Here is a 16,983-nt window from a genome sequence, read left to right as displayed (position 1 = left end):
GAGTGCGGCGGCAGCAAGCAGGCAAGCTGCCGACTGCTTGCTGCTGTAGGTTCCCGATCTGGTGGTTCGTCAAGCAATCGGGGCCCGACAAAGTCGGTACTCGGTCCACGACCGGATCGGTGACTCACGACCGGATCAGGAGCAAACCGAGTTTTCGGTTCGGCACGAGCATTGCGCCCCGCATGTACGCCCCGATCGCTGCGTTCGGCCCTGCATGACTGCGGTGATCGGTGCCGTTCACCGCGAAGTACCGCAACGCCGTGAACCGAAGACTCGATCCAGTTCAACCACGACCCGTAGGTCGGTAAGAACACGAGTTCGACATCGTTGCCGGCCACCGACGCACGGCCGGATGTCGGTGCGGGGAGAAGTTATCGAGCACCACATACAACTTCTCCCCGGTCCAACAGGCGCGAAGATACTTCAGAAAATCGAGGAACTCGCCCGATCGCTTACGCGGCCTGATCCGGTAATACAGTCTGCCGCTACACAAATCGAGGGCAGCGAGCATGTGCATCACTCCGTCGCACCCGCCGACCGCAGGCTCCGTCGCCTACCGCCGCGCACTCCACAGCATGGGCCTGAGCGAATTCTTCACCGTCTGACCGGGTGGCACTGCGGGATTGTCGCCGAGGGTGGGGCCGGGCTCGGGGGACCGGGTGTGCACTGGACGTGTGGTAATCGACCGGTCGGTGGCGAACGGTTCCCGAGTCGGCAAAGGAAGCTTGATCGGGTCGGGACTGAATGTAGTGTTTACCTCATGGCGACACGCACGCTCGCTCGATTCCTGTGTACGGCGATGCTGGCGTTTGCGGCGCTGCTTGTCGTACCCGTCGAACCCCCGCTCGCGTCCGCCCAGCCATGTCCCGATGTCGAGGTGGCGTTCGCCCGTGGTACGGATCAACCGGATGGCGTGGGCATCACAGGACTTTCATTCGTCGAATCACTGCGCTTGTTCGCGGGCGCGCGGTCGATCGGGGTGTACGCCGTCAACTACCCTGCCGGTAGCAATTTTGATGATCGGCAAGCGTTTGTCCGCACCTTCGTCGACGGGATGCGGGACATGCATTCTCGGATTCAGTTCATGGCGACAAATTGCCCCGGCACGAGGATGGTAGTGGGCGGTTACTCTCAAGGTGCGGCTGTGGCAGGGTTTGTCACCGCAGACGGAAATCCAGCCGGATTACCCACGGAGTTAGGCCTACCCGGGCCGTTATCGCCGGATGTGGCGAGCCACGTTGCCGCGGTCGTCTTCTTCGGAAAACCGTCGGAGCGGTTTATGCGTGATGCAGGCAGTCCGCCGATCGTTGTCGGGCCGCTGTACGGTCCTAAGGCAATCGATTTGTGCGCTCCCGGCGACAACATCTGCGATGGTGCCCCTCTGGGGCGCCCCAATGCCGTGCACGCGTTGTATCCCGTGAACGGGATGACCATTGCGGCTGCACAGTTCGCCGCCGCTCGCCTCTAGTCGGTCCGCGGGCTTGGTGCATCGCCTCAGATCTCGAGGATGGGCTGGCGCGCGTCGGACGCGCCTCGATGGAGATCACCTGATCGCGGACAGGGAGATCAGCTGTCCGCAGGCGGGGGATCAACTGTCAGCCCGCCGGGACGCCCTCCTGTGCCTTGGCGTGAGACCCCGCGTTTCGCGCGCGAGAGTCCGCTGCCCGCGAGCCGCCAGGCGTTCGTGGGCCGGGTCGCGCCGGAACCGCGGGGTGGGTGTCCGCGTCAGGAGGAGCCGAACATCGGCGGCGGAGACATCCTGAAGGGTGCCGGCGGGTTATTTTGCTCGCGGTTCCGRTCCCGTTGCATTTGGCCGCCATTGTTGCCGCACATRTTCATCTGCTGCTGAATTTGGTCCGGCGGCAGCAGCCAGTTGTTGTTGGGATCGCACGGGTCCTGCCCCGGCGGGGCGGTCGATGCGGCGGCGGACGCCACCGCGGGTGCGGCGACCGAGGCCACCGCGGGTGCGGCGGCGAGTCCCGCCGGTAACGTGACGATCGATCCGGCCACCGCTAGCCTGATCAGAAGGCTTTTCGTGCGTGCCTTCGTGGTTGTGTTCATTGTCGGTGCTCCATCGGCATGAATTGAAGCCGTCGGATACGGCACCCCGCGAGTGACGCCGTTCGCGCGTTGATCGTGAGCCAGCATCGTGCCGTGTCGCGCTGCTGTTGTACGTGACCGCCTCGGTTGCCCCGGATGCCCGCTCAGTGTGGCGCTCCAAGGCAGCCCGATTGCGAGTCCATTCCCATCATATCTTTTGAGCTGTCGCGCGGCCCGCGGGGATTCGCGCATTTCGATACGACTGGAACGGCCGCCCCGGTCGACTCCTGGGCCACTAGTAGCCGATCGACGGCAGCCACGCGCCTTGCGGCTCGTTGTAGAGCCCGGTCGTCATCAGCGTCGACTGCTGGACGAGCTGCAGCCCGGCATCGAAGCACCAGGCCATGAGGCGGGTATTGCGTGAGGGCACGAGGAACCCGAGTCCGGTGAACTCGTCGGCGCCGGCCAGCAGTGCGATGACGTCGTCGTCGGCCTGGCCAACCGCATGCCAGATGTAGCCGAAACCCGTCGCATAGCCGGTGATCCGGCCGCCACGCTCGACCACGCGGGCGGTTCCGGCACCGACCCACTGCTGCAGCTCGCCGTGGCGGTCGTGGCCGTGCACCTGCCGACAGATCTCGTCGCAGGCGGCGATGTCGTCCGGTGTCGCTGCACGTACGACTGCGCCGGGTATCGCGGACCCATGTGCTGTTCCCTGGAAGACGGACAACAGCTCACGGACGGCAAAGCCGAGCTTGGCGTACAGGGAGAAGGACCGATAGTTGTACGTCGTCTGTACCAGCCGCACGCCCGCGACCTCACGCTCTCGCGATCGCTCGAGCAGAGCATTCATCAGCGCACGGCCCGCCCCCGCGTCCGATGCCACCGGGTCGACACTGACGGGTCCGATGCCGACGATCTTTCCGCGCTCGTCCTGTAGGGCACTGCCGACGATGTGGCCGTCACGCTCGGCAACCAGGCCGTAGATGCCGTCGGTGTCCAGCATCGCCTTGATCTGGAAGTCGGCGAGTTCGGGTGTGCCCGCTTCGATCGGAAAGTGATGGCGCGTGGCGAGCGCCTCGAAGGCGTCGAACATGATTCGCCCACACATCTGGGCATCGTCCGGCGTCGCCTCGCGGATCTGCAGCTCGGTCATTGACCTATTGTCGCGCGTGCGTTGCCGACGGTGACCGCTAATGGCGGCTTCAGAGGTGGGTTCATCTGTTGAGGCAACGGCCGACGCTCCACGGGGCGCGGGCGCCAGACGTTGTGGGCTGTGCCCATCAACGGTTGTCCGTTGTGCGGCAATGGTGCTGGGGTTGATCGGTCGTCTATCGCAGCGGTGGTCTCCCTGGCGTATCGGCGCGATTCGTGGCGGCATTGTTTGATCCCGGACGGGGATCGGATCAGTCCTTGGCTGTTATGTGGGTTGGCTAGCGTGGGGGTTTGTGACAGCAGGTAGTGCGCGGCGTGCGCACAAGATGGCGCCCAGCCCCGAGGTTGCGCTCGACTTCGCTCGGGAATGGGTCGAGTTCCTCGATCCCGACGACGCCGAGCATCTCATCGCCGCGGACATGACGTGGCTGCTCTCRCRCTGGACCTGTGTGTTCGGCACCCCGGCCTGCCAGGGCATCATCGCGGGCCGACCCGACGACGGCTGCTGCTCGCACGGCGCGTTCTTGACCGACGAGGARGATGTCGAGAGGTTGCACGAGTCGGTGAAGCTGCTCAGACCTGAGGATTGGCAGTTCAGGAAGGAGGGTCTCGGGRAGMMGGGGTACATCGAGGAGGATGAGCTCGAGGACRAGCCGGCGCTGCGTACCCGCCGCTACAAGGGCGCGTGCATCTTCCTCAACCGTCCCGGCTTCGAGGGTGGGATCGGGTGCGCGTTGCATTCGATGGCRCTGCGGCGTGGGATCGAGCCGCTCGAGGTGAAGCCGGACGTGTGCTGGCAGCTGCCGATCCGGCGGACCCACGAATGGGTGGAGCGACCCGACGGTGAGCAGGTCCTGAAGACGACGATCACCGAGTACGACCGCCGCGGTTGGGGTGAGGGCGGATCGGATCTGGACTGGTACTGCTCCGGCTCGCCGGATGCGCATGTCGGAGCCAAGGCGGTGTGGGAGTCGTATGCGCCGGAGCTCACCGAGTTGCTCGGTGAGGCCGCGTATCGGGAGTTGGCGCGGCTGTGCAAGCGACGCGAAGGTCTCGGCCTGATCGCCGTGCACCCGGCGACCGCGGTCGCCGAGAAGAATTCCCGGTAACGGAGCGGCGGTCCCTGAGGATGGCGACCCCGGTCACCCCGTTGTGTGCATCTTCGGCAGGGTCGACGTACCGGCGGACACTCTCGGCGTCGCGTCACAGATGGGCTCCGGCGGCGGGGGGAACTCGGCGCCGGAGCCGGCGGTGGTCACATCCAGGGCATGTCGGGGTCGAGGGAATGGGAGATCACGCCGTCGTCGGGTTCGAGGGGGTAGTTCGCGGCGTGGTACGGGGCGCTGGAGGACCCGAAGAGGTCGACGCCGCCCGGCTCGGTGAGTGTGGTGCCCGGTTCGTAGAGTTCGACCTGCTCGGGAACGTCCTCGTCGGGGGCATCGCAGGCGACCATGGGCCACGCGTTGGCGCATCCGATGCGGTCGCGCACCTGGACGGTGTACGGGACCTGCGGGGCGGCGCCATCCGCGGGTGCGGCGGCGGCGGTGGCGCCCTGGGCCAGCACGGCACCGAAGCCGAGGGCGACGCCGATCGCTGCTGAGGCTGCGGTGCGTGTTGTGATCGAGGACATTCTGTGGCTCCTGAAGTTCGGGGGTGGTTCTCGGACGACCACTAGTTTTCGCCGGAAGCCGCCGTTCGATAACACCCCCGAGGGGGTGATCGGCGACCCGACAGGGGGTGGAAGATCACCCCTGGGTGGCGGTTCCGGGGGTACCGCACGACCCCGTTTTCGCCTACCCGGAACAGATGTGGCCGGCTTCTCACAGACCACAGGCAGTCGCTGCACCGGAGTCGGACATGTCGACCCCCGCCCGTGAGCACGACTCCGCGCGCACCCCCGCCCGCCGCCGAGCCGAATCGCTCGTCGTCGACCATGTCGGAAACGCAGAGGGCTAGGCCACGTGGGGCGATGTCGCGGATTACCGGTTCAGCGCAGTGGACCGCCCTCATTCTCTCTGCAACGGAGGGCGGCGCCTCAGATGGCTGCTGCCTAACCTCTCGCCATGTCCACGAACTTGGACAGGTGAAGCTGGTGCGCCACAGTGATCGTCGCGGTCGGGCCGTTTCGGTGCTTGCCGAGGATGAGGTCGGCCTCGCCGCCGCGGGGGTCGTCGCGTTCGGTCGCGTCGGGGCGGTAAAGGAGGATCACCATGTCGGCATCCTGCTCGAGCGATCCCGATTCACGCAGGTCAGCAACCTGCGGGCGCTTATCTTGCCGCTGCTCGGGACCACGGTTCAGCTGGCAGATCGCGACCACGGGAACTTCGAGTTCCTTCGCCAAGAGCTTGAGGCTTCGGGAGAATTCGGAGACTTCCTGCTGACGCGACTCAACCTTCTTACCCGAGCTCATCAGCTGCAGGTAGTCGATGACGATCAGTTTGATGTCGTGTTTCTGCTTGAGCCGCCGCGCTTTTGCACGGATCTCCATCATGGTCAGGTTGGGGGAGTCGTCGATGAACAGCGGCGCCTCACTGATCTCACTCATACGGCGAGCGAGTTTCGTCCAGTCGTCGTCGGTCATCTTGCCGGAGCGCATGTCGCCGAGTTTGATCTTCGCCTCCGCCGACAGCAGACGCATGACGATCTCGGTCTTGCTCATCTCGAGGGAGAACATGACGCTGGCCATGCCGTGCTTCACCGAGCAGGAACGCAGGAAGTCCATGCCGAGCGTGGAGTTGTGGGTGGGCACCATCGAACGACCCGCCAGATACAGATGGTCGGCATTGTCGACCTCGACGCACCGCACTGCGACACTGTCGATCGGACGTACCGCGACGATGCGGCGGAAACCACTCACCTCGCCGCGAAGTTCCTTGTGCTGGATGGCCTTCCGATGAAGCTGGAACACCTCGTCGTCGGCGTAGAACGTGACCCCGCCGTCGATCGGACGGCAGTCGTATCCCAGGCTGACGACGAGTTCGGCGAGATCCTGCGACAACGGGGGATTCCCGGTCTGGAACCGCACCGCGCCGTCGTCGGCGACCGACCCTGCGGCATCGAGCAGGCCGGCCAGCAACTCGCGACGCTCCGATTCCGACCCACGCAACAGTTCCGCCGGGATTCGCTTGCCCCCGACAGTGAGCGAGGCGCCCAGGGCGTAGGGGTCGACGTGCACGGTCGACGTCGGCAGCTGCAACGCGCGTGTGTGCGCGACCTTGTGCCCGAGGTCGATCGATCCGGCGATCTGAGCGGTGGTGCGCACGGCGCCCCGCCCGTCGACGCCCGTCAACCACTGATGCTGCTCGTCGGCGACGAGGACGGTGCCGTCGGAGAACTCCACCTCGTAGCAGGGCCGGCCGACCATGACGTCGGTGGCGGCAACGACGCGGGTGGGCTTGCCGTCGGCGTCGATGAGGTGGTCGCCGACCTGGACGTCACCCATGGTGGTCCAGCCGGTGGGCGTGGCCAGGGGAGTGTCGAGGGCGAGCGCCTTACCTACACCGGGCCGCGCCGCGACGATGATCATCTGCCCGGGGTGGAGGCCGTTGGTGATCTCGTCGAGTTCGACGAAGCCGGTGGGGACGCCGAGGGAGATGCCGCCGCGGCTGGCGATGGAGTCGATCTCGTCCATCGTGGGCTGCAGGAGCTCCTCGAGGGGGACGAAGTCCTCGGTGGTGCGGCGTTCGGTGACCTCGAAGATCTCGGCCTGCGCACGGTCGACGACCTCGGCGACGTCCTGTCCGTCGGCTCCGGTGTAGCCGTACTGGACGATGCGGGTGCCTGCGTCGACGAGGCGACGCAGGATGGCCTTCTCCGCCACGATCTCGGCGTAGTAGCCGGCGTTGGCGGCGGTGGGCACCGTCTGGGTGAGCGTCACCAGGTAGGGCGCGCCGCCGATGCGACGGAGCTCACCGCGGCGATCCAGTTCCGCGGACACCGTCACCGGGTCGGCGGGCTCACCGCGACTGTAGAGGTCCAGGATCACGTCGTACACCGACTGATGCGCGGGACGGTAGAAGTCGCCGGGACGGAGCACCTCGAGCACGTCTGCGATGGCGTCCTTGCTGAGGAGCATGCCGCCGAGCACCGACTGCTCCGCCGCCATGTCCTGCGGGGGCTGCCGACCGAACTCTTCACCGGGCTCCGCGTCGGGCGGACCCGGGTATTCGGAATGGCCCCGATCGTCTACTACAGCCACTCGACCGACCTTCCCCATCACTGTTGCGCCGCCCCGGGAAAAGCTTCCCGGTGTTGGTGCTACGAACTCTTTGTACTCGCCCCCACCGACAACCTTCGCAGGCTCTTCCTGGCAGCCGGCGTCGTGATCGCGAGACACGCCGGGACGACGTTAGGGATTAGCTACCCGGTGTTCAAACCAGCCTGTGTACACAGCTGGGGACAAATTGTGTAAACCGCTGGGTACGTTTGTTAACCCCATGGGGACAACCTGAGGATAAGTGCATATCACAATCCCAAGTACCCAGCTCAGAGCCATTTTTTGGATTCTCACAACTGTGGATGAAAACCCGTTCGGCGTGTCTTTCGCATTGACGACTCGGGCGTGTTGAGTTGGTCGCCCCCGGGTGGCAATATGATTCACCTCACAGATCTCCGGCGCGGGCGGCTAACTTCCAGACACACCTGGAAGCCGCTCCTCTGCATGCTTCACACCCGCGAAAACGGGCCGGAGAGGGCGGCTGAGAGCCGGAATCGACAAGCGCAGGCCCCCCGCACGCCAAGGCGTCCGGGGGGCCTGTGTGTGAACGGGTCGACTAGGCGCCGACGACGTTCAGGTGGAACTTCGCAACCACGTCGGGGTGCAGGTTCACGACGACGGCGTGCTTGCCGGTCGCCTTGATGTGAGCCTTCGGCAGCTCCAGGCTGCGCTTGTCGACGACGGGTCCACCGGCAGCCTTGATGGCAGCGGCGACGTCGGCGGCGGTAACCGAACCGAAGAGCTTGCCCGAGTCACCGGCGGTCTTGACCGTCAGCGAGATGTTCTCGATGCCCTCGATGGCGGCCTTGAGCTCCTTGGCGTGGTCGAGACCGCGCACGGCGCGGGCTTCCTGCGCACGACGGATGCCTTCGACCTGCTTCTCGGCGCCACGGGTGGCGACGATGGCCAGGCCGCGGGGCAGCAGGTAGTTGCGGCCGTAGCCGTCCTTGACCTCGACGGTGTCGCCAGGCGCACCGAGGTTGTCCACGTCAGCGGTGAGGATGAGCTTCATGTCTTTCCTCCCTTTCCTTAGCGAGCCACGGTGGCGTAAGGCAGCAACGCCACCTCACGTGAGTTCTTGACGGCAATGGCAACGTCGCGCTGGTGCTGGACGCAGTTGCCGGTGACACGGCGCGCACGGATCTTGCCGCGGTCGCTGACGTACTTACGCAGCAGCGTCGTGTCCTTGTAGTTGATCTGCGTGTTCTTCTCTTTGCAGAAGATGCAGATCTTCTTCTTCATTACCTTGTCGCGCAAGGGCGGCTTCGGCATTTGTTTGCTCTTTTCTGGATGTTCCGATCAGGTACGGATCAGAACGGGGGTTCGTCGCTCCCACCACCAGAGCCTCCGAAGGAGCCGGACGCCTGCGGCGCGCTGCCCCACGGATCATCTCCGCCGGTATTGGATTGCGGACGTCCGCCGCCCGATCCGCCGGAGGAACCGAAGCCTCCACCGCCGCCGCCACCACGGTTGGCCTTGTTGACCTTGGCCGTGGCGTACCTCAGCGAGGGGCCGATCTCGTCGACCTCGAGCTCGACGACAGTGCGCTTTTCACCTTCACGAGTTTCGTAGGAGCGCTGCTTGAGCCGGCCGCTCACGATCACTCGCGAGCCACGGGTCAAACTCTCCGCGACGTTCTCGGCTGCCTCGCGCCAGATGTTGCAACGCAGAAACAGTGCTTCGCCGTCTTTCCATTCATTGGTCTGACGGTCGAAGGTGCGGGGCGTGGACGCGACAGTGAAGTTCGCGACCGCGGCACCCGCGGGGGTGAATCGAAGCTCCGGATCAGCCGTCAAGTTTCCGATGACGGTGATGACGGTGTCGCCTGCCATATGGTTCCTCCTGCAGAATGTGGAGTTCGGTTGGGCACGAGCCTAGGGCTGGTGACCGACAGAAATCACTTGTTGTGGCGCAGAACCTTCGTACGCAGCACCGACTCGTTCAGACCGAGCTGACGATCGAGCTCCGCGACGGTGGCGGGCGTAGCGCTGATGTCGATCACCGCGTAGATGCCTTCGCTGTGCTTCAGGATCTCGTAGGCGAGACGACGCTTACCCCAGACATCGACCTTGTCGATCTTGCCGCCGTCCTGGCGAACAACATTGAGGAACGTATCCAGCGAAGGAGCAACAGTGCGCTCGTCCAGGCTGGGGTCAAGGATGACCATCAATTCGTAATGACGCATAAGACCTCATCACCTCCTATGGACTAGTGAAAACGGCCACGGACTGTCCGTGGCAGGAGGGTCGTTGCGTCAGCAACCTTTGCAGGGTACACGACGAGCCCCTGACCAGCGAAATTGGGCAATGCCCTGTGCGCCTTTTTGGTAGTTGTGGCTACCAGAAAGGCGCACGGGGCGCGGAGCGCCCTAGTGTGGATTCATGCATATCGGAGCTCGGCAGCGGTCGCCGATCACGGCGGTCGTCGTCGGGTTGGCGGGCCTCGCCATGCTCGCCGGCTACCTGCAGAAGGCGCGGTGCGCGGGGGCGCCGTTCGACGGCGTCGGGCGCAGCCTGATCTTCGACCGCATCAAGGACACGCAGGTCTGCTATTCCGACATCCAGTTCCTGTGGCTCGGCCGCGACGTCAACCTGCACGTTTTCCCGTACATCACCGGGGGGATCAACGCCGACGGCGTCCTCACCGGCGGCACCGTCGAGTACCCGGTGCTGAGTGGCGTGCTGATGTGGCTCGGCGGCATCGGTTCGCACACCGACGCCGACTTCCTGCTGCACTCGGCGCTGATCCTCGCGCCGTTCGGCCTGCTCACGGCGTGGATGCTGGGACGGCTGGCCGGCTGGTGGGCGCTGCTGTGGTCGGCGACGCCGCCGCTGGTGCTGTACGCCTTCCACAACTGGGAACTGCCGGTGGTCGCGACGTCGGTGGCCGCGATCTTCGTCATGACACTCGAACGGATCCCGCTCCGCACCCGCGCTGTCCTCGCGGCGGTGCTCCTCGCCGTCGGGTTCTGCCTGAAGCTGTATCCGGGTGCGTTCGTGCTGCCGCTGATCGCGTACGTCCTCACCCGGAACGGCACCGCGGAGCGACGCTACGACGTGCGCGGCGCGGTGCTGGTCGCGGTCGCCGCGATCACCACGGTGGTGGCGGTGAACCTGCCGTTCGCCCTCATCTCCTACAGCGGATGGCGGGCGTCGTTCACGTTCCAGGAGAACCGTCAGGCCGATCTCACCACCAACTCCATCTGGTACTGGGGGCTGCGTCCGCTGTTCGGGCCGGTCGCCGACGACGTCCCGCTCCCCGCGTACGACCAGACGGTGAGCCTGCTGTCGCCGCTCCTCGTGTGCGCCGCGTTCGCGATCGCCCTGCGACTCGGCTGGTTGCGATTCCACCGCGACGGCGTGTACCCGTGGATCGCCGTCAGCGCCGCCATGCTGTGCGGATTCCTGCTGCTGCACAAGGTTCATTCGCCGCAGTACACGCTGTGGCTGATCCCGTTCTTCGTGCTGCTGCGCGTCCCGTGGGGGCTCGTCGCCGCGTATCTCGTGGCCGACCTGTCGATGGGGATCGGCGTCTTCAAGTACTTCGGCGCCCTCGCCGCCCAGACGGACGCGTCGACGTTCGWGGTGCTGGTGAAGTTCGGGGTGTGGGGTCGGGCGGGACTGCTGGTGGTGCTGTTCTTCGTGTTTCTGCGCGCGACTCTCCGGCATCCGCCCGTCCGCGGGCGCACCGGTCCGGGGTCCGGCCGGCGGCCGATGCTGAAATCTCCCGAGCCGGCGCGATGAGCGAATCCTGGTTCGCGCATCCCACTCTCACCGGACGGCACGTACGCCTCGAACCGCTGGGCGAGAACCACGTCGACGGCCTGCTGGACGCGGTCGACGACCCCCGCATCTTCCACTGGACGTCCGTCGCCATCGCCGACCGTGACGACGCCGCGGCGTTCGTCCGCGGCGCCGACGAGGATCCGACCCGGTTGGCGTACGCGCAGATCGACGTTCACGCCGGGCGGATCGTCGGTTCGACGTCGCTGTATCTGATCGACCCGAAGAACCGCAGTCTCGCGATCGGGCACACCTGGTTGTCGCGTTCCGCGCAGGGAACGCTGATCAACCCGGAATCGAAACTGCTGTTGCTGCGGCGGGCGTTCGAGGACCTCGGCGCCGTCCGCGTCGAATGGCACACCGACGAGCGCAACGCCCACTCCCGCGGCGCCATCGCCAAGCTGGGTGCCGAGTTCGAGGGCATCCTGCACAAACACCGGCGCCGCCGCGACGGATCGTGGCGCAACACCGCCCTGTTCTCGATGGTCGACGAGGAATGGCCGCGCCTCTGCCCCCGACTCGAGGCGCGAGTCGAGGGCTGACGCGGCCGGGTCACGTCACAGGACGGGCGCGGTGGCCGTCACCCGCTTCACGAACTCGACGACGGCCGAGCGCATTTCGCTGCTGCGCGGAACCGCCCCGGACATCCAGAACGCGCCGTGGAGGAGTCCGTCGAAGCGGATCGCCTCCGTGTCGACACCCGCCTGCCGCAGCGCCCCGGCGTACGCCTCGGCCTCGTCGCGGGCCACCTCGTTCTCGGTGGTGAGCACGAGCGCGGGCGGAAGTCCCTCGAGGCTCGCGGCGCGGCTCGGGACGGCGTACGGATGAGTCGCGTCCTCGGGCGAGCGCAGGTAGTTGCTCCAGAACCAGTCGAGGTCGCCGGCGCCGATCACGTATCCCTCGGCGAACTCCCGCCGGGAGGGGAACTCCGCGTTCGGGTCGATCACCGGATAGATCAGCACCTGCCCTCGCAGCCGCGGCCCGTCCTCGTCGCGTGCGCGCAGCGCGGTGACCGCCGCCAGGTTGCCGCCGGCGCTGTCACCCATGACGACGACGTTGCCGGGGTCACCGCCGTACGTCCCGACGTTGGCCGCCACCCACTGCAGGGCGGCCGCCGCGTCGTCGGCGGCGGCCGGGAACCGGTGTTCCGGGGCGCGCCGGTACGTCGCGACGACGACGATCGCGCCTGCGCCGTTCGCGACCGCGCGTGCGGGTTCGTCGACGACGTCGAGGTCGCCCGCGACGAATCCGCCGCCGTGGAAGTACAGGACCACCGGGTGCGGCGCCTGCCCCTCGGGGATGTAGACCCGCAGCGCGATCTGCGCTCCGCCGCTCTCGTAGTGCGCGTCCACCACGCGGGCGACGGGTTCGGGCTGCGCCTGCAGTCCGGTGAACGTCGCCACCACCGCCCGCACCTCCTCCACGGTGCTGTGCTCGAACGCCTTCAGCCGCTGCGCCTGTAGTCCGGCGATCAGGTCGGCTGCGTGTGAATCGAGTGCCATGTCGGTCTCCTCTGTCGGGGTTCGGGGTCAGGACACTGTGGAAGCCCGGCGGACACGCTGCCCGGCGGGGGAGGCCACGCGGGCCTCCGCCCGGGTGAGCGCGAAGCCGGAGTAGCCGCCGGCGACGACGTCCTCGCAGGTGGCCCGGTAGGTGGGGGCGCCGCCGAGATAGACCATGCAGGCACGGGGCTTGCCGGGAATGTTCGCGCCCATGTACCAGGAGTTCGTCTCCGGCAGCAGGGTCTGGTTGGCGATGTCGTTGGTCAAAGCACCCCACTCGCTTTCGGCCTGCGGCGTGGGCTCGATGACGTCGAGGCCGCGGCGGTCCAGGTAGTCGATCGCGTCGGTCGCGAAGTCGACGTGGTCCTCGATGGCGAGTGGCATGTTGTAGAGCACCGACGGCGACTGCGGCCCGGTGATGACGAACAGGTTCGGGAACTCGTTGACCATGATGCCGAGGTACGTCCTGGGTCCGTGCTCCCACTTCTCGGCCAACGGCAGACCGCCCCGACCGCGGATGTCCATCGCCATCAGCGGGCCGGTCATGGCGTCGAATCCGGTTGCGAGCACGATGGTGTCGACCTCGTAGACGCGGTCACCGACCCGGACTCCGGTCGGCGTGATCTCGTCGATCGGCGTGGTCTTCACGTCGACGACGCTCACCGAGTCGCGGTTGAACGCCTCGTAGTAGTTGGTCTCGAGCGGGGGACGTTTGGTGCCGTACGCGTAGCCGGTCGGGGCCAGTGTCGCCGCCTTCGCCGGGTCCTGGACCCGCTCGAGGATCCGCTCCCGGATGTAGTCGGCGATGGTGTCGTTGGCCGCCTTGTCGAACAGGATGTCCTGATAGGAGTCGATGAACAACCGGAACCCGCCGGCGTTCCAGCGCTCGTCGAACGTGCGGCGACGCGCGTCGGCGTCGACGGCGAGCGCGGACGGCTGCACCTGATCGAACGGGACGCCGAGGAAGTGGTTGCGGGCCGCGTTCCGCACGTCCGCGTAGTTGCCCTTGATCTCGGCCACCTCGTCCGGGTCGATCGGACCGTTGCCGAGGGGCGTCGCGAAGTTGGGGGTGCGCTGGAAGACGACCAGTTCGGCGGCGTCCTCGGCGATGAACGGGATGGCCTGGATGCCGCTGGCCCCGGTCCCGATCACGGCGACCCGCTTGCCGGTGAAGTCGGCGCCTTCGCGCGGCCAGTTGCCGGTGAGCAGCACCTCCCCGCGGAAGTTGTCGATGCCGCCGAACTCCGGCGTCTTCGGCACGGACAGGTTGCCCGCCCCCGAGATGAAGTACCGGCTGCGGACGACGGCGCCGTCGTCGGTGCGGACCGTCCACACCGAGTTCTCGTCGTCCCAGTGCACGCCGACCACGCGGGTGTCGAACGTGATGTCCTTCCGCAGGTCGAAGCGGTCGGCGACGTGTTCGAGGTAGCGGAGGATCTCCGGTTGTCCGGCGAACCTCTCACTCCACTGCCAGTCCTGCTGCAGATCCTCGTCGAACGAGTACGAGTAGTGGACGCTCTCGATGTCGCAGCGGGCGCCGGGGTACCGATTCCAGAACCAGGTGCCGCCCACGTCCGAACCGGCCTCGAACACCCGCGTCGACAGCTTCATCGTGTCGCGCAGCTTGCGGAGCGCGTAGAGGCCGGCGAACCCGGCACCCACGACGACGACATCGACGTCGGCGGAAGAATTGGTCTTTGACATGTGTTGGGCTCCTCGGGGCGATGGGTTCCGGCTGGAGTCGAGCGGGCAACCGGGGTATGCCAACGACAATGACCCACGTCACAGCACCCCCACACGGGGTGAAACACCCCCTTGATTACCTGTGTTGTCCGTCACAGCAGGTGGGAGTAGGTTCGTGCCACACCTGGCCGACCGGACACGGGAGACATCCGCTGACTCGATCGAGAGAACTCACCAGGTCGATGACCAGCTTCATCGGCCGGCGGCGCGAGATCGAGGAAGCCCGCGCCCGACTCCAACAGTCCCGGCTGGTGTCGCTGCTCGGCGCGGGCGGCGTGGGCAAGACGCGGTTGGCCGAGGAACTCGCGGTCCGCTCGGCGCGCGCCTTCCGCGACTCGGTCCGGTGGATCGACCTCGCGCCCGTCCGCGATCCCGACGCACTGCCCTCCGCCGCCGCGGCCGCCCTCGGCGTCACCGACCAGTCGAGCCGTGCGGTGATGGACAAGGTGATCGACCACCTGCAGTCCCGGCACCTGCTGATCGTCCTCGACAACTGTGAGCACCTATTGTCCGCCGCAAGCGAATTCGTCGGCACCGTCCTCGCCTCGGCACCGGAGGTCCGGATCCTCACCACGAGTCGCGAACCGCTCGGAATCGCCGGCGAATTCACGTACCTCCTTCCGCCGCTGAGCACTCCGGGTGATATCGAGGGCTGCCGCGCAGCGGACATCGCCCCGTTCGAATCGGTGTCGTTGCTCGTCGAGCGCGCGCAGGGCGTCGTCGCCGACTTCCGCCTCACCGACGCGAACGCCCCCGCCATCGCGCAGTTGTGCAACCAGCTCGATGGGATCCCGCTCGCCATCGAACTCGCCGCGGCCCGAATGCGGTCGCTGTCCGCGTCGCAACTCGTCGAACGCCTCGACCAGCGTTTCGCGCTCCTCACCGGCGGCGACCGGGCGGCACTGCCCCGTCAGCAGACGCTGCGCGCCCTCATCGACTGGAGTTACGAACTGTGCTCGGACACCGAGCGGTTGCTGTGGTCCCGGCTCGCCGTGTTCCCCGGAAGCTTCGATCTCGACGCCGCGGAGGCGATCAGCGGGTTCGGTGCGCTGTCGGACTCACCGGTCATCGACGTCCTCGATCGGCTCGTCGGGAAATGCCTTGTCACCGTCGACCGTTCGACCGAGCGACTCCGCTACTCGCAACTGATGACGGTTCGGGAGTACGGGCACGAGCTCCTCGAGCTGAGCGGGGAGCGCGACGAGATGTACCGGCGACACCTCGAGCACTATTCGGAGCGCGCCCGCCGGTCGTCGCTCGACTGGTGCGGGCCAGGACAATCCGAGACGCTCGCGGAACTGCGGATCGACCACCCCAACCTCGTCGCCGCCCTGGACTGGGCCCTGCACGACGACTCGCAGCGGGCCGCGGCCGCCGAACTGGCCGTCGCCCTGCGGTATCACTGGATCGCCGGCGGCAACCTGTCCGACGGGCGGATCCGGCTCGAGCGGATCCTGCAGCGGCTCACCGAACCGACCCGGGAGCGGGGCGACGTGCTGTGGGTGACCGCGTGGACCGCGCTGATCCAGGGCGACCGCGACGCCGCGCGGGAACACCTCGACGAATGCACCGCGATCGCGACGGCACTCGGCGACGAGCGACTGCGCGCGCACGCCGATCACTGGGCGGGGATCCACGCGGTGTTCTCCGGCTGCCCCGCCGACGCGATCCTGCTGTTCCGTGACGCGATCGCCGTCCACCGCGCCGTCGGCGACACGGCCTCGGCTCTGACGGCGTCGTTCGAACTGGGCATGGCGCAGACCTACGACGGCCGCCTCGACGACGCACTGGAGACGTGCCGCGACGTGATCGCGGTGGCGGACCGGCACGGCGAGAAGTGGAACAAGGCCTACGCCCTCTGGGTTTCGAGCGTCGCGTACTTCCACCTGGGCCGGGCCGACGACGCCGTCGACGCCGCCCAGCAGGCGCTGCGGATCCAACGCGACTTCAAGGACAAGATCTGCACGGCCCTGTCGATCGAGGTGCTGTCGTGGGTGGCGACGTCGAGCGGCGACGCGAACGCGGCGGCGACCCTGTGCGGCGCCGCGAAGGGGGTGTGGCATCGGCTCGGCACGTCGGTCGCGGCGTTCGGCCCCCAGATCACCGACGACTCGCAGTCGTCCGAGCGGGACGCCGCCCGCATGGTGGGGCCCGGCGAATTCGCCCAACTCGCAACGCCCGCGATCCGGCTCACCATCGAGCAGGCGGTCGATCTCGCGCTCGGCACCCGGACCGAGGACGCGGCGGCGCCCGTCGCCGAGGCGTCGCCTCTGACGAAACGGGAACAGGAGATCGCCGAACTGCTCGCGCAGGGTCTCAGCTTGATCTTTAACCTGGGCAGGCGGCCCCGACGGGTTTTCTAGCTTTGGTTTCGGCGCGTTTGCCCACGTGGTGATGCGGTGCGCGGTGGGTGTTTTTCGATCCGGGTGGGCGTCCGGGTCCGGGTCGACTGGGTTTCGGTGCACTGGCCGGAACAGGCATCGTCGCGCGGGTGCGCGAAAACCCTCGACGAACCTGTGCCGGCGTCAATCGTGTTGGTGTGGGA

The 16,983-nt window shown here is 66.8% G+C and carries 15 protein-coding genes and 1 pseudogene; 5 read left to right on the top strand and 11 right to left on the bottom strand.

What is annotated here, in order from left to right:
- Nucleotides 1-760 precede the first annotated feature (760 nt).
- Nucleotides 761-1,468 carry a cutinase family protein gene (locus AC1DWT_RS18495; RefSeq protein ID WP_095861533.1) on the top strand — a complete coding sequence of 236 codons (708 nt, stop codon included), beginning with the start codon at nt 761-763 and terminating at the stop codon, nt 1,466-1,468.
- A gap of 257 nt (nt 1,469-1,725) precedes the next feature.
- Here AC1DWT_RS18495 and AC1DWT_RS18490 read toward each other — a convergent pair whose 3' ends face one another.
- Nucleotides 1,726-2,061, bottom strand: coding sequence for a hypothetical protein (locus tag AC1DWT_RS18490; RefSeq protein ID WP_072947281.1), 336 nt, complete (start codon nt 2,059-2,061; stop codon nt 1,726-1,728).
- Nucleotides 2,062-2,335: 274 nt separating this feature from the next.
- Entirely contained in the window at nt 2,336-3,196 is an 861-nt protein-coding gene (locus AC1DWT_RS18485; RefSeq protein ID WP_095861531.1) for a GNAT family N-acetyltransferase, read from the bottom strand.
- 325 nt (nt 3,197-3,521) lie between these two features.
- Here AC1DWT_RS18485 and AC1DWT_RS18480 point away from each other — a divergent pair, with 325 nt between their 5' ends.
- A complete protein-coding gene (locus AC1DWT_RS18480) occupies nt 3,522-4,304 on the top strand; it encodes a DUF3109 family protein (RefSeq protein WP_477921687.1) in 783 nt (260 codons plus the stop codon).
- A gap of 146 nt (nt 4,305-4,450) precedes the next feature.
- Here the strand turns inward: AC1DWT_RS18480 and AC1DWT_RS18475 are convergent, their stop codons facing one another.
- From AC1DWT_RS18475 to rpsF, 6 genes are all read right to left on the bottom strand, one after another.
- Nucleotides 4,451-4,825 (bottom strand): hypothetical protein, encoded by a 375-nt coding sequence (locus AC1DWT_RS18475; protein WP_206013978.1) that lies wholly within the window; start codon nt 4,823-4,825, stop codon nt 4,451-4,453.
- Nucleotides 4,826-5,245: 420 nt separating this feature from the next.
- Nucleotides 5,246-7,393, bottom strand: a complete 2,148-nt coding sequence (dnaB, locus tag AC1DWT_RS18470) for a replicative DNA helicase (RefSeq protein WP_072947314.1) — start codon at nt 7,391-7,393, stop codon at nt 5,246-5,248.
- Nucleotides 7,394-7,967: 574 nt separating this feature from the next.
- The gene (gene rplI / locus AC1DWT_RS18465; RefSeq protein WP_072947285.1) at nt 7,968-8,423 is read right to left on the bottom strand and encodes a 50S ribosomal protein L9; all 456 of its coding nucleotides are present in this window, start codon (nt 8,421-8,423) and stop codon (nt 7,968-7,970) included.
- A 17-nt stretch (nt 8,424-8,440) separates the two neighbouring features.
- A complete protein-coding gene (rpsR, locus tag AC1DWT_RS18460) occupies nt 8,441-8,683 on the bottom strand; it encodes a 30S ribosomal protein S18 (RefSeq protein WP_005249686.1) in 243 nt (80 codons plus the stop codon).
- 38 nt (nt 8,684-8,721) lie between these two features.
- Nucleotides 8,722-9,243: a single-stranded DNA-binding protein gene (locus AC1DWT_RS18455; protein WP_012690423.1), complete on the bottom strand. Its 522-nt coding sequence runs from the start codon at nt 9,241-9,243 to the stop codon at nt 8,722-8,724.
- Nucleotides 9,244-9,308: 65 nt separating this feature from the next.
- Nucleotides 9,309-9,596 carry a 30S ribosomal protein S6 gene (gene rpsF / locus AC1DWT_RS18450; protein WP_005249677.1) on the bottom strand — a complete coding sequence of 96 codons (288 nt, stop codon included), beginning with the start codon at nt 9,594-9,596 and terminating at the stop codon, nt 9,309-9,311.
- 196 nt (nt 9,597-9,792) lie between these two features.
- Here rpsF and AC1DWT_RS18445 point away from each other — a divergent pair, with 196 nt between their 5' ends.
- On the top strand, nt 9,793-11,154 hold the full coding sequence (locus AC1DWT_RS18445) for a glycosyltransferase family 87 protein (RefSeq protein WP_477921655.1): 1,362 nt from the start codon (nt 9,793-9,795) through the stop codon (nt 11,152-11,154).
- Nucleotides 11,151-11,735, top strand: coding sequence for a GNAT family N-acetyltransferase (locus AC1DWT_RS18440; RefSeq protein ID WP_206013979.1), 585 nt, complete (start codon nt 11,151-11,153; stop codon nt 11,733-11,735). The genes AC1DWT_RS18445 and AC1DWT_RS18440 overlap by 4 nt, the downstream gene beginning before the upstream one ends.
- A gap of 15 nt (nt 11,736-11,750) precedes the next feature.
- Here the strand turns inward: AC1DWT_RS18440 and AC1DWT_RS18435 are convergent, their stop codons facing one another.
- Together AC1DWT_RS18435 and AC1DWT_RS18430 are read right to left on the bottom strand one after the other, a co-directional pair.
- On the bottom strand, nt 11,751-12,695 hold the full coding sequence (locus tag AC1DWT_RS18435) for an alpha/beta hydrolase (protein ID WP_206013980.1): 945 nt from the start codon (nt 12,693-12,695) through the stop codon (nt 11,751-11,753).
- Between the two features lie 27 nt (nt 12,696-12,722).
- Nucleotides 12,723-14,399: a flavin-containing monooxygenase gene (locus AC1DWT_RS18430; RefSeq protein ID WP_206013981.1), complete on the bottom strand. Its 1,677-nt coding sequence runs from the start codon at nt 14,397-14,399 to the stop codon at nt 12,723-12,725.
- Between the two features lie 221 nt (nt 14,400-14,620).
- On the opposite strand from AC1DWT_RS18430, the gene AC1DWT_RS18425 reads away from it, so the two are divergent.
- Entirely contained in the window at nt 14,621-16,801 is a 2,181-nt protein-coding gene (locus AC1DWT_RS18425; RefSeq protein ID WP_477921652.1) for an ATP-binding protein, read from the top strand.
- On the opposite strand, the pseudogene AC1DWT_RS18420 reads toward AC1DWT_RS18425, so the two are convergent.
- A pseudogene (locus AC1DWT_RS18420) lies at nt 16,767-16,983 on the bottom strand (NF041680 family putative transposase); the annotation flags it as partial. The gene AC1DWT_RS18425 and the pseudogene AC1DWT_RS18420 sit on opposite strands and share 35 nt — an antisense overlap.

Source organism: Rhodococcus sp. P4_B6, assembly GCF_056402215.1.
The sequence above is the reverse complement of the archived record's forward strand: the minus strand, read 5'-3'. Positions and strand labels throughout refer to the sequence as shown.

Excerpts from the sequence above, each read along its gene's own strand:
- AC1DWT_RS18495 (WP_095861533.1), top strand. The coding sequence starts at position 761 with ATGGCGACACGCACGCTCGCTCGATTCCTGTGTACGGCGATGCTGGCG.
- AC1DWT_RS18485 (WP_095861531.1), bottom strand. The coding sequence starts at position 3,196 with ATGACCGAGCTGCAGATCCGCGAGGCGACGCCGGACGATGCCCAGATG.
- AC1DWT_RS18475 (WP_206013978.1), bottom strand. The coding sequence starts at position 4,825 with ATGTCCTCGATCACAACACGCACCGCAGCCTCAGCAGCGATCGGCGTC.
- rplI (WP_072947285.1), bottom strand. The coding sequence starts at position 8,423 with ATGAAGCTCATCCTCACCGCTGACGTGGACAACCTCGGTGCGCCTGGC.
- rpsR (WP_005249686.1), bottom strand. The coding sequence starts at position 8,683 with ATGCCGAAGCCGCCCTTGCGCGACAAGGTAATGAAGAAGAAGATCTGC.
- AC1DWT_RS18455 (WP_012690423.1), bottom strand. The coding sequence starts at position 9,243 with ATGGCAGGCGACACCGTCATCACCGTCATCGGAAACTTGACGGCTGAT.
- rpsF (WP_005249677.1), bottom strand. The coding sequence starts at position 9,596 with ATGCGTCATTACGAATTGATGGTCATCCTTGACCCCAGCCTGGACGAG.
- AC1DWT_RS18440 (WP_206013979.1), top strand. The coding sequence starts at position 11,151 with ATGAGCGAATCCTGGTTCGCGCATCCCACTCTCACCGGACGGCACGTA.
- AC1DWT_RS18435 (WP_206013980.1), bottom strand. The coding sequence starts at position 12,695 with ATGGCACTCGATTCACACGCAGCCGACCTGATCGCCGGACTACAGGCG.
- AC1DWT_RS18430 (WP_206013981.1), bottom strand. The coding sequence starts at position 14,399 with ATGTCAAAGACCAATTCTTCCGCCGACGTCGATGTCGTCGTCGTGGGT.
- AC1DWT_RS18425 (WP_477921652.1), top strand. The coding sequence starts at position 14,621 with ATGACCAGCTTCATCGGCCGGCGGCGCGAGATCGAGGAAGCCCGCGCC.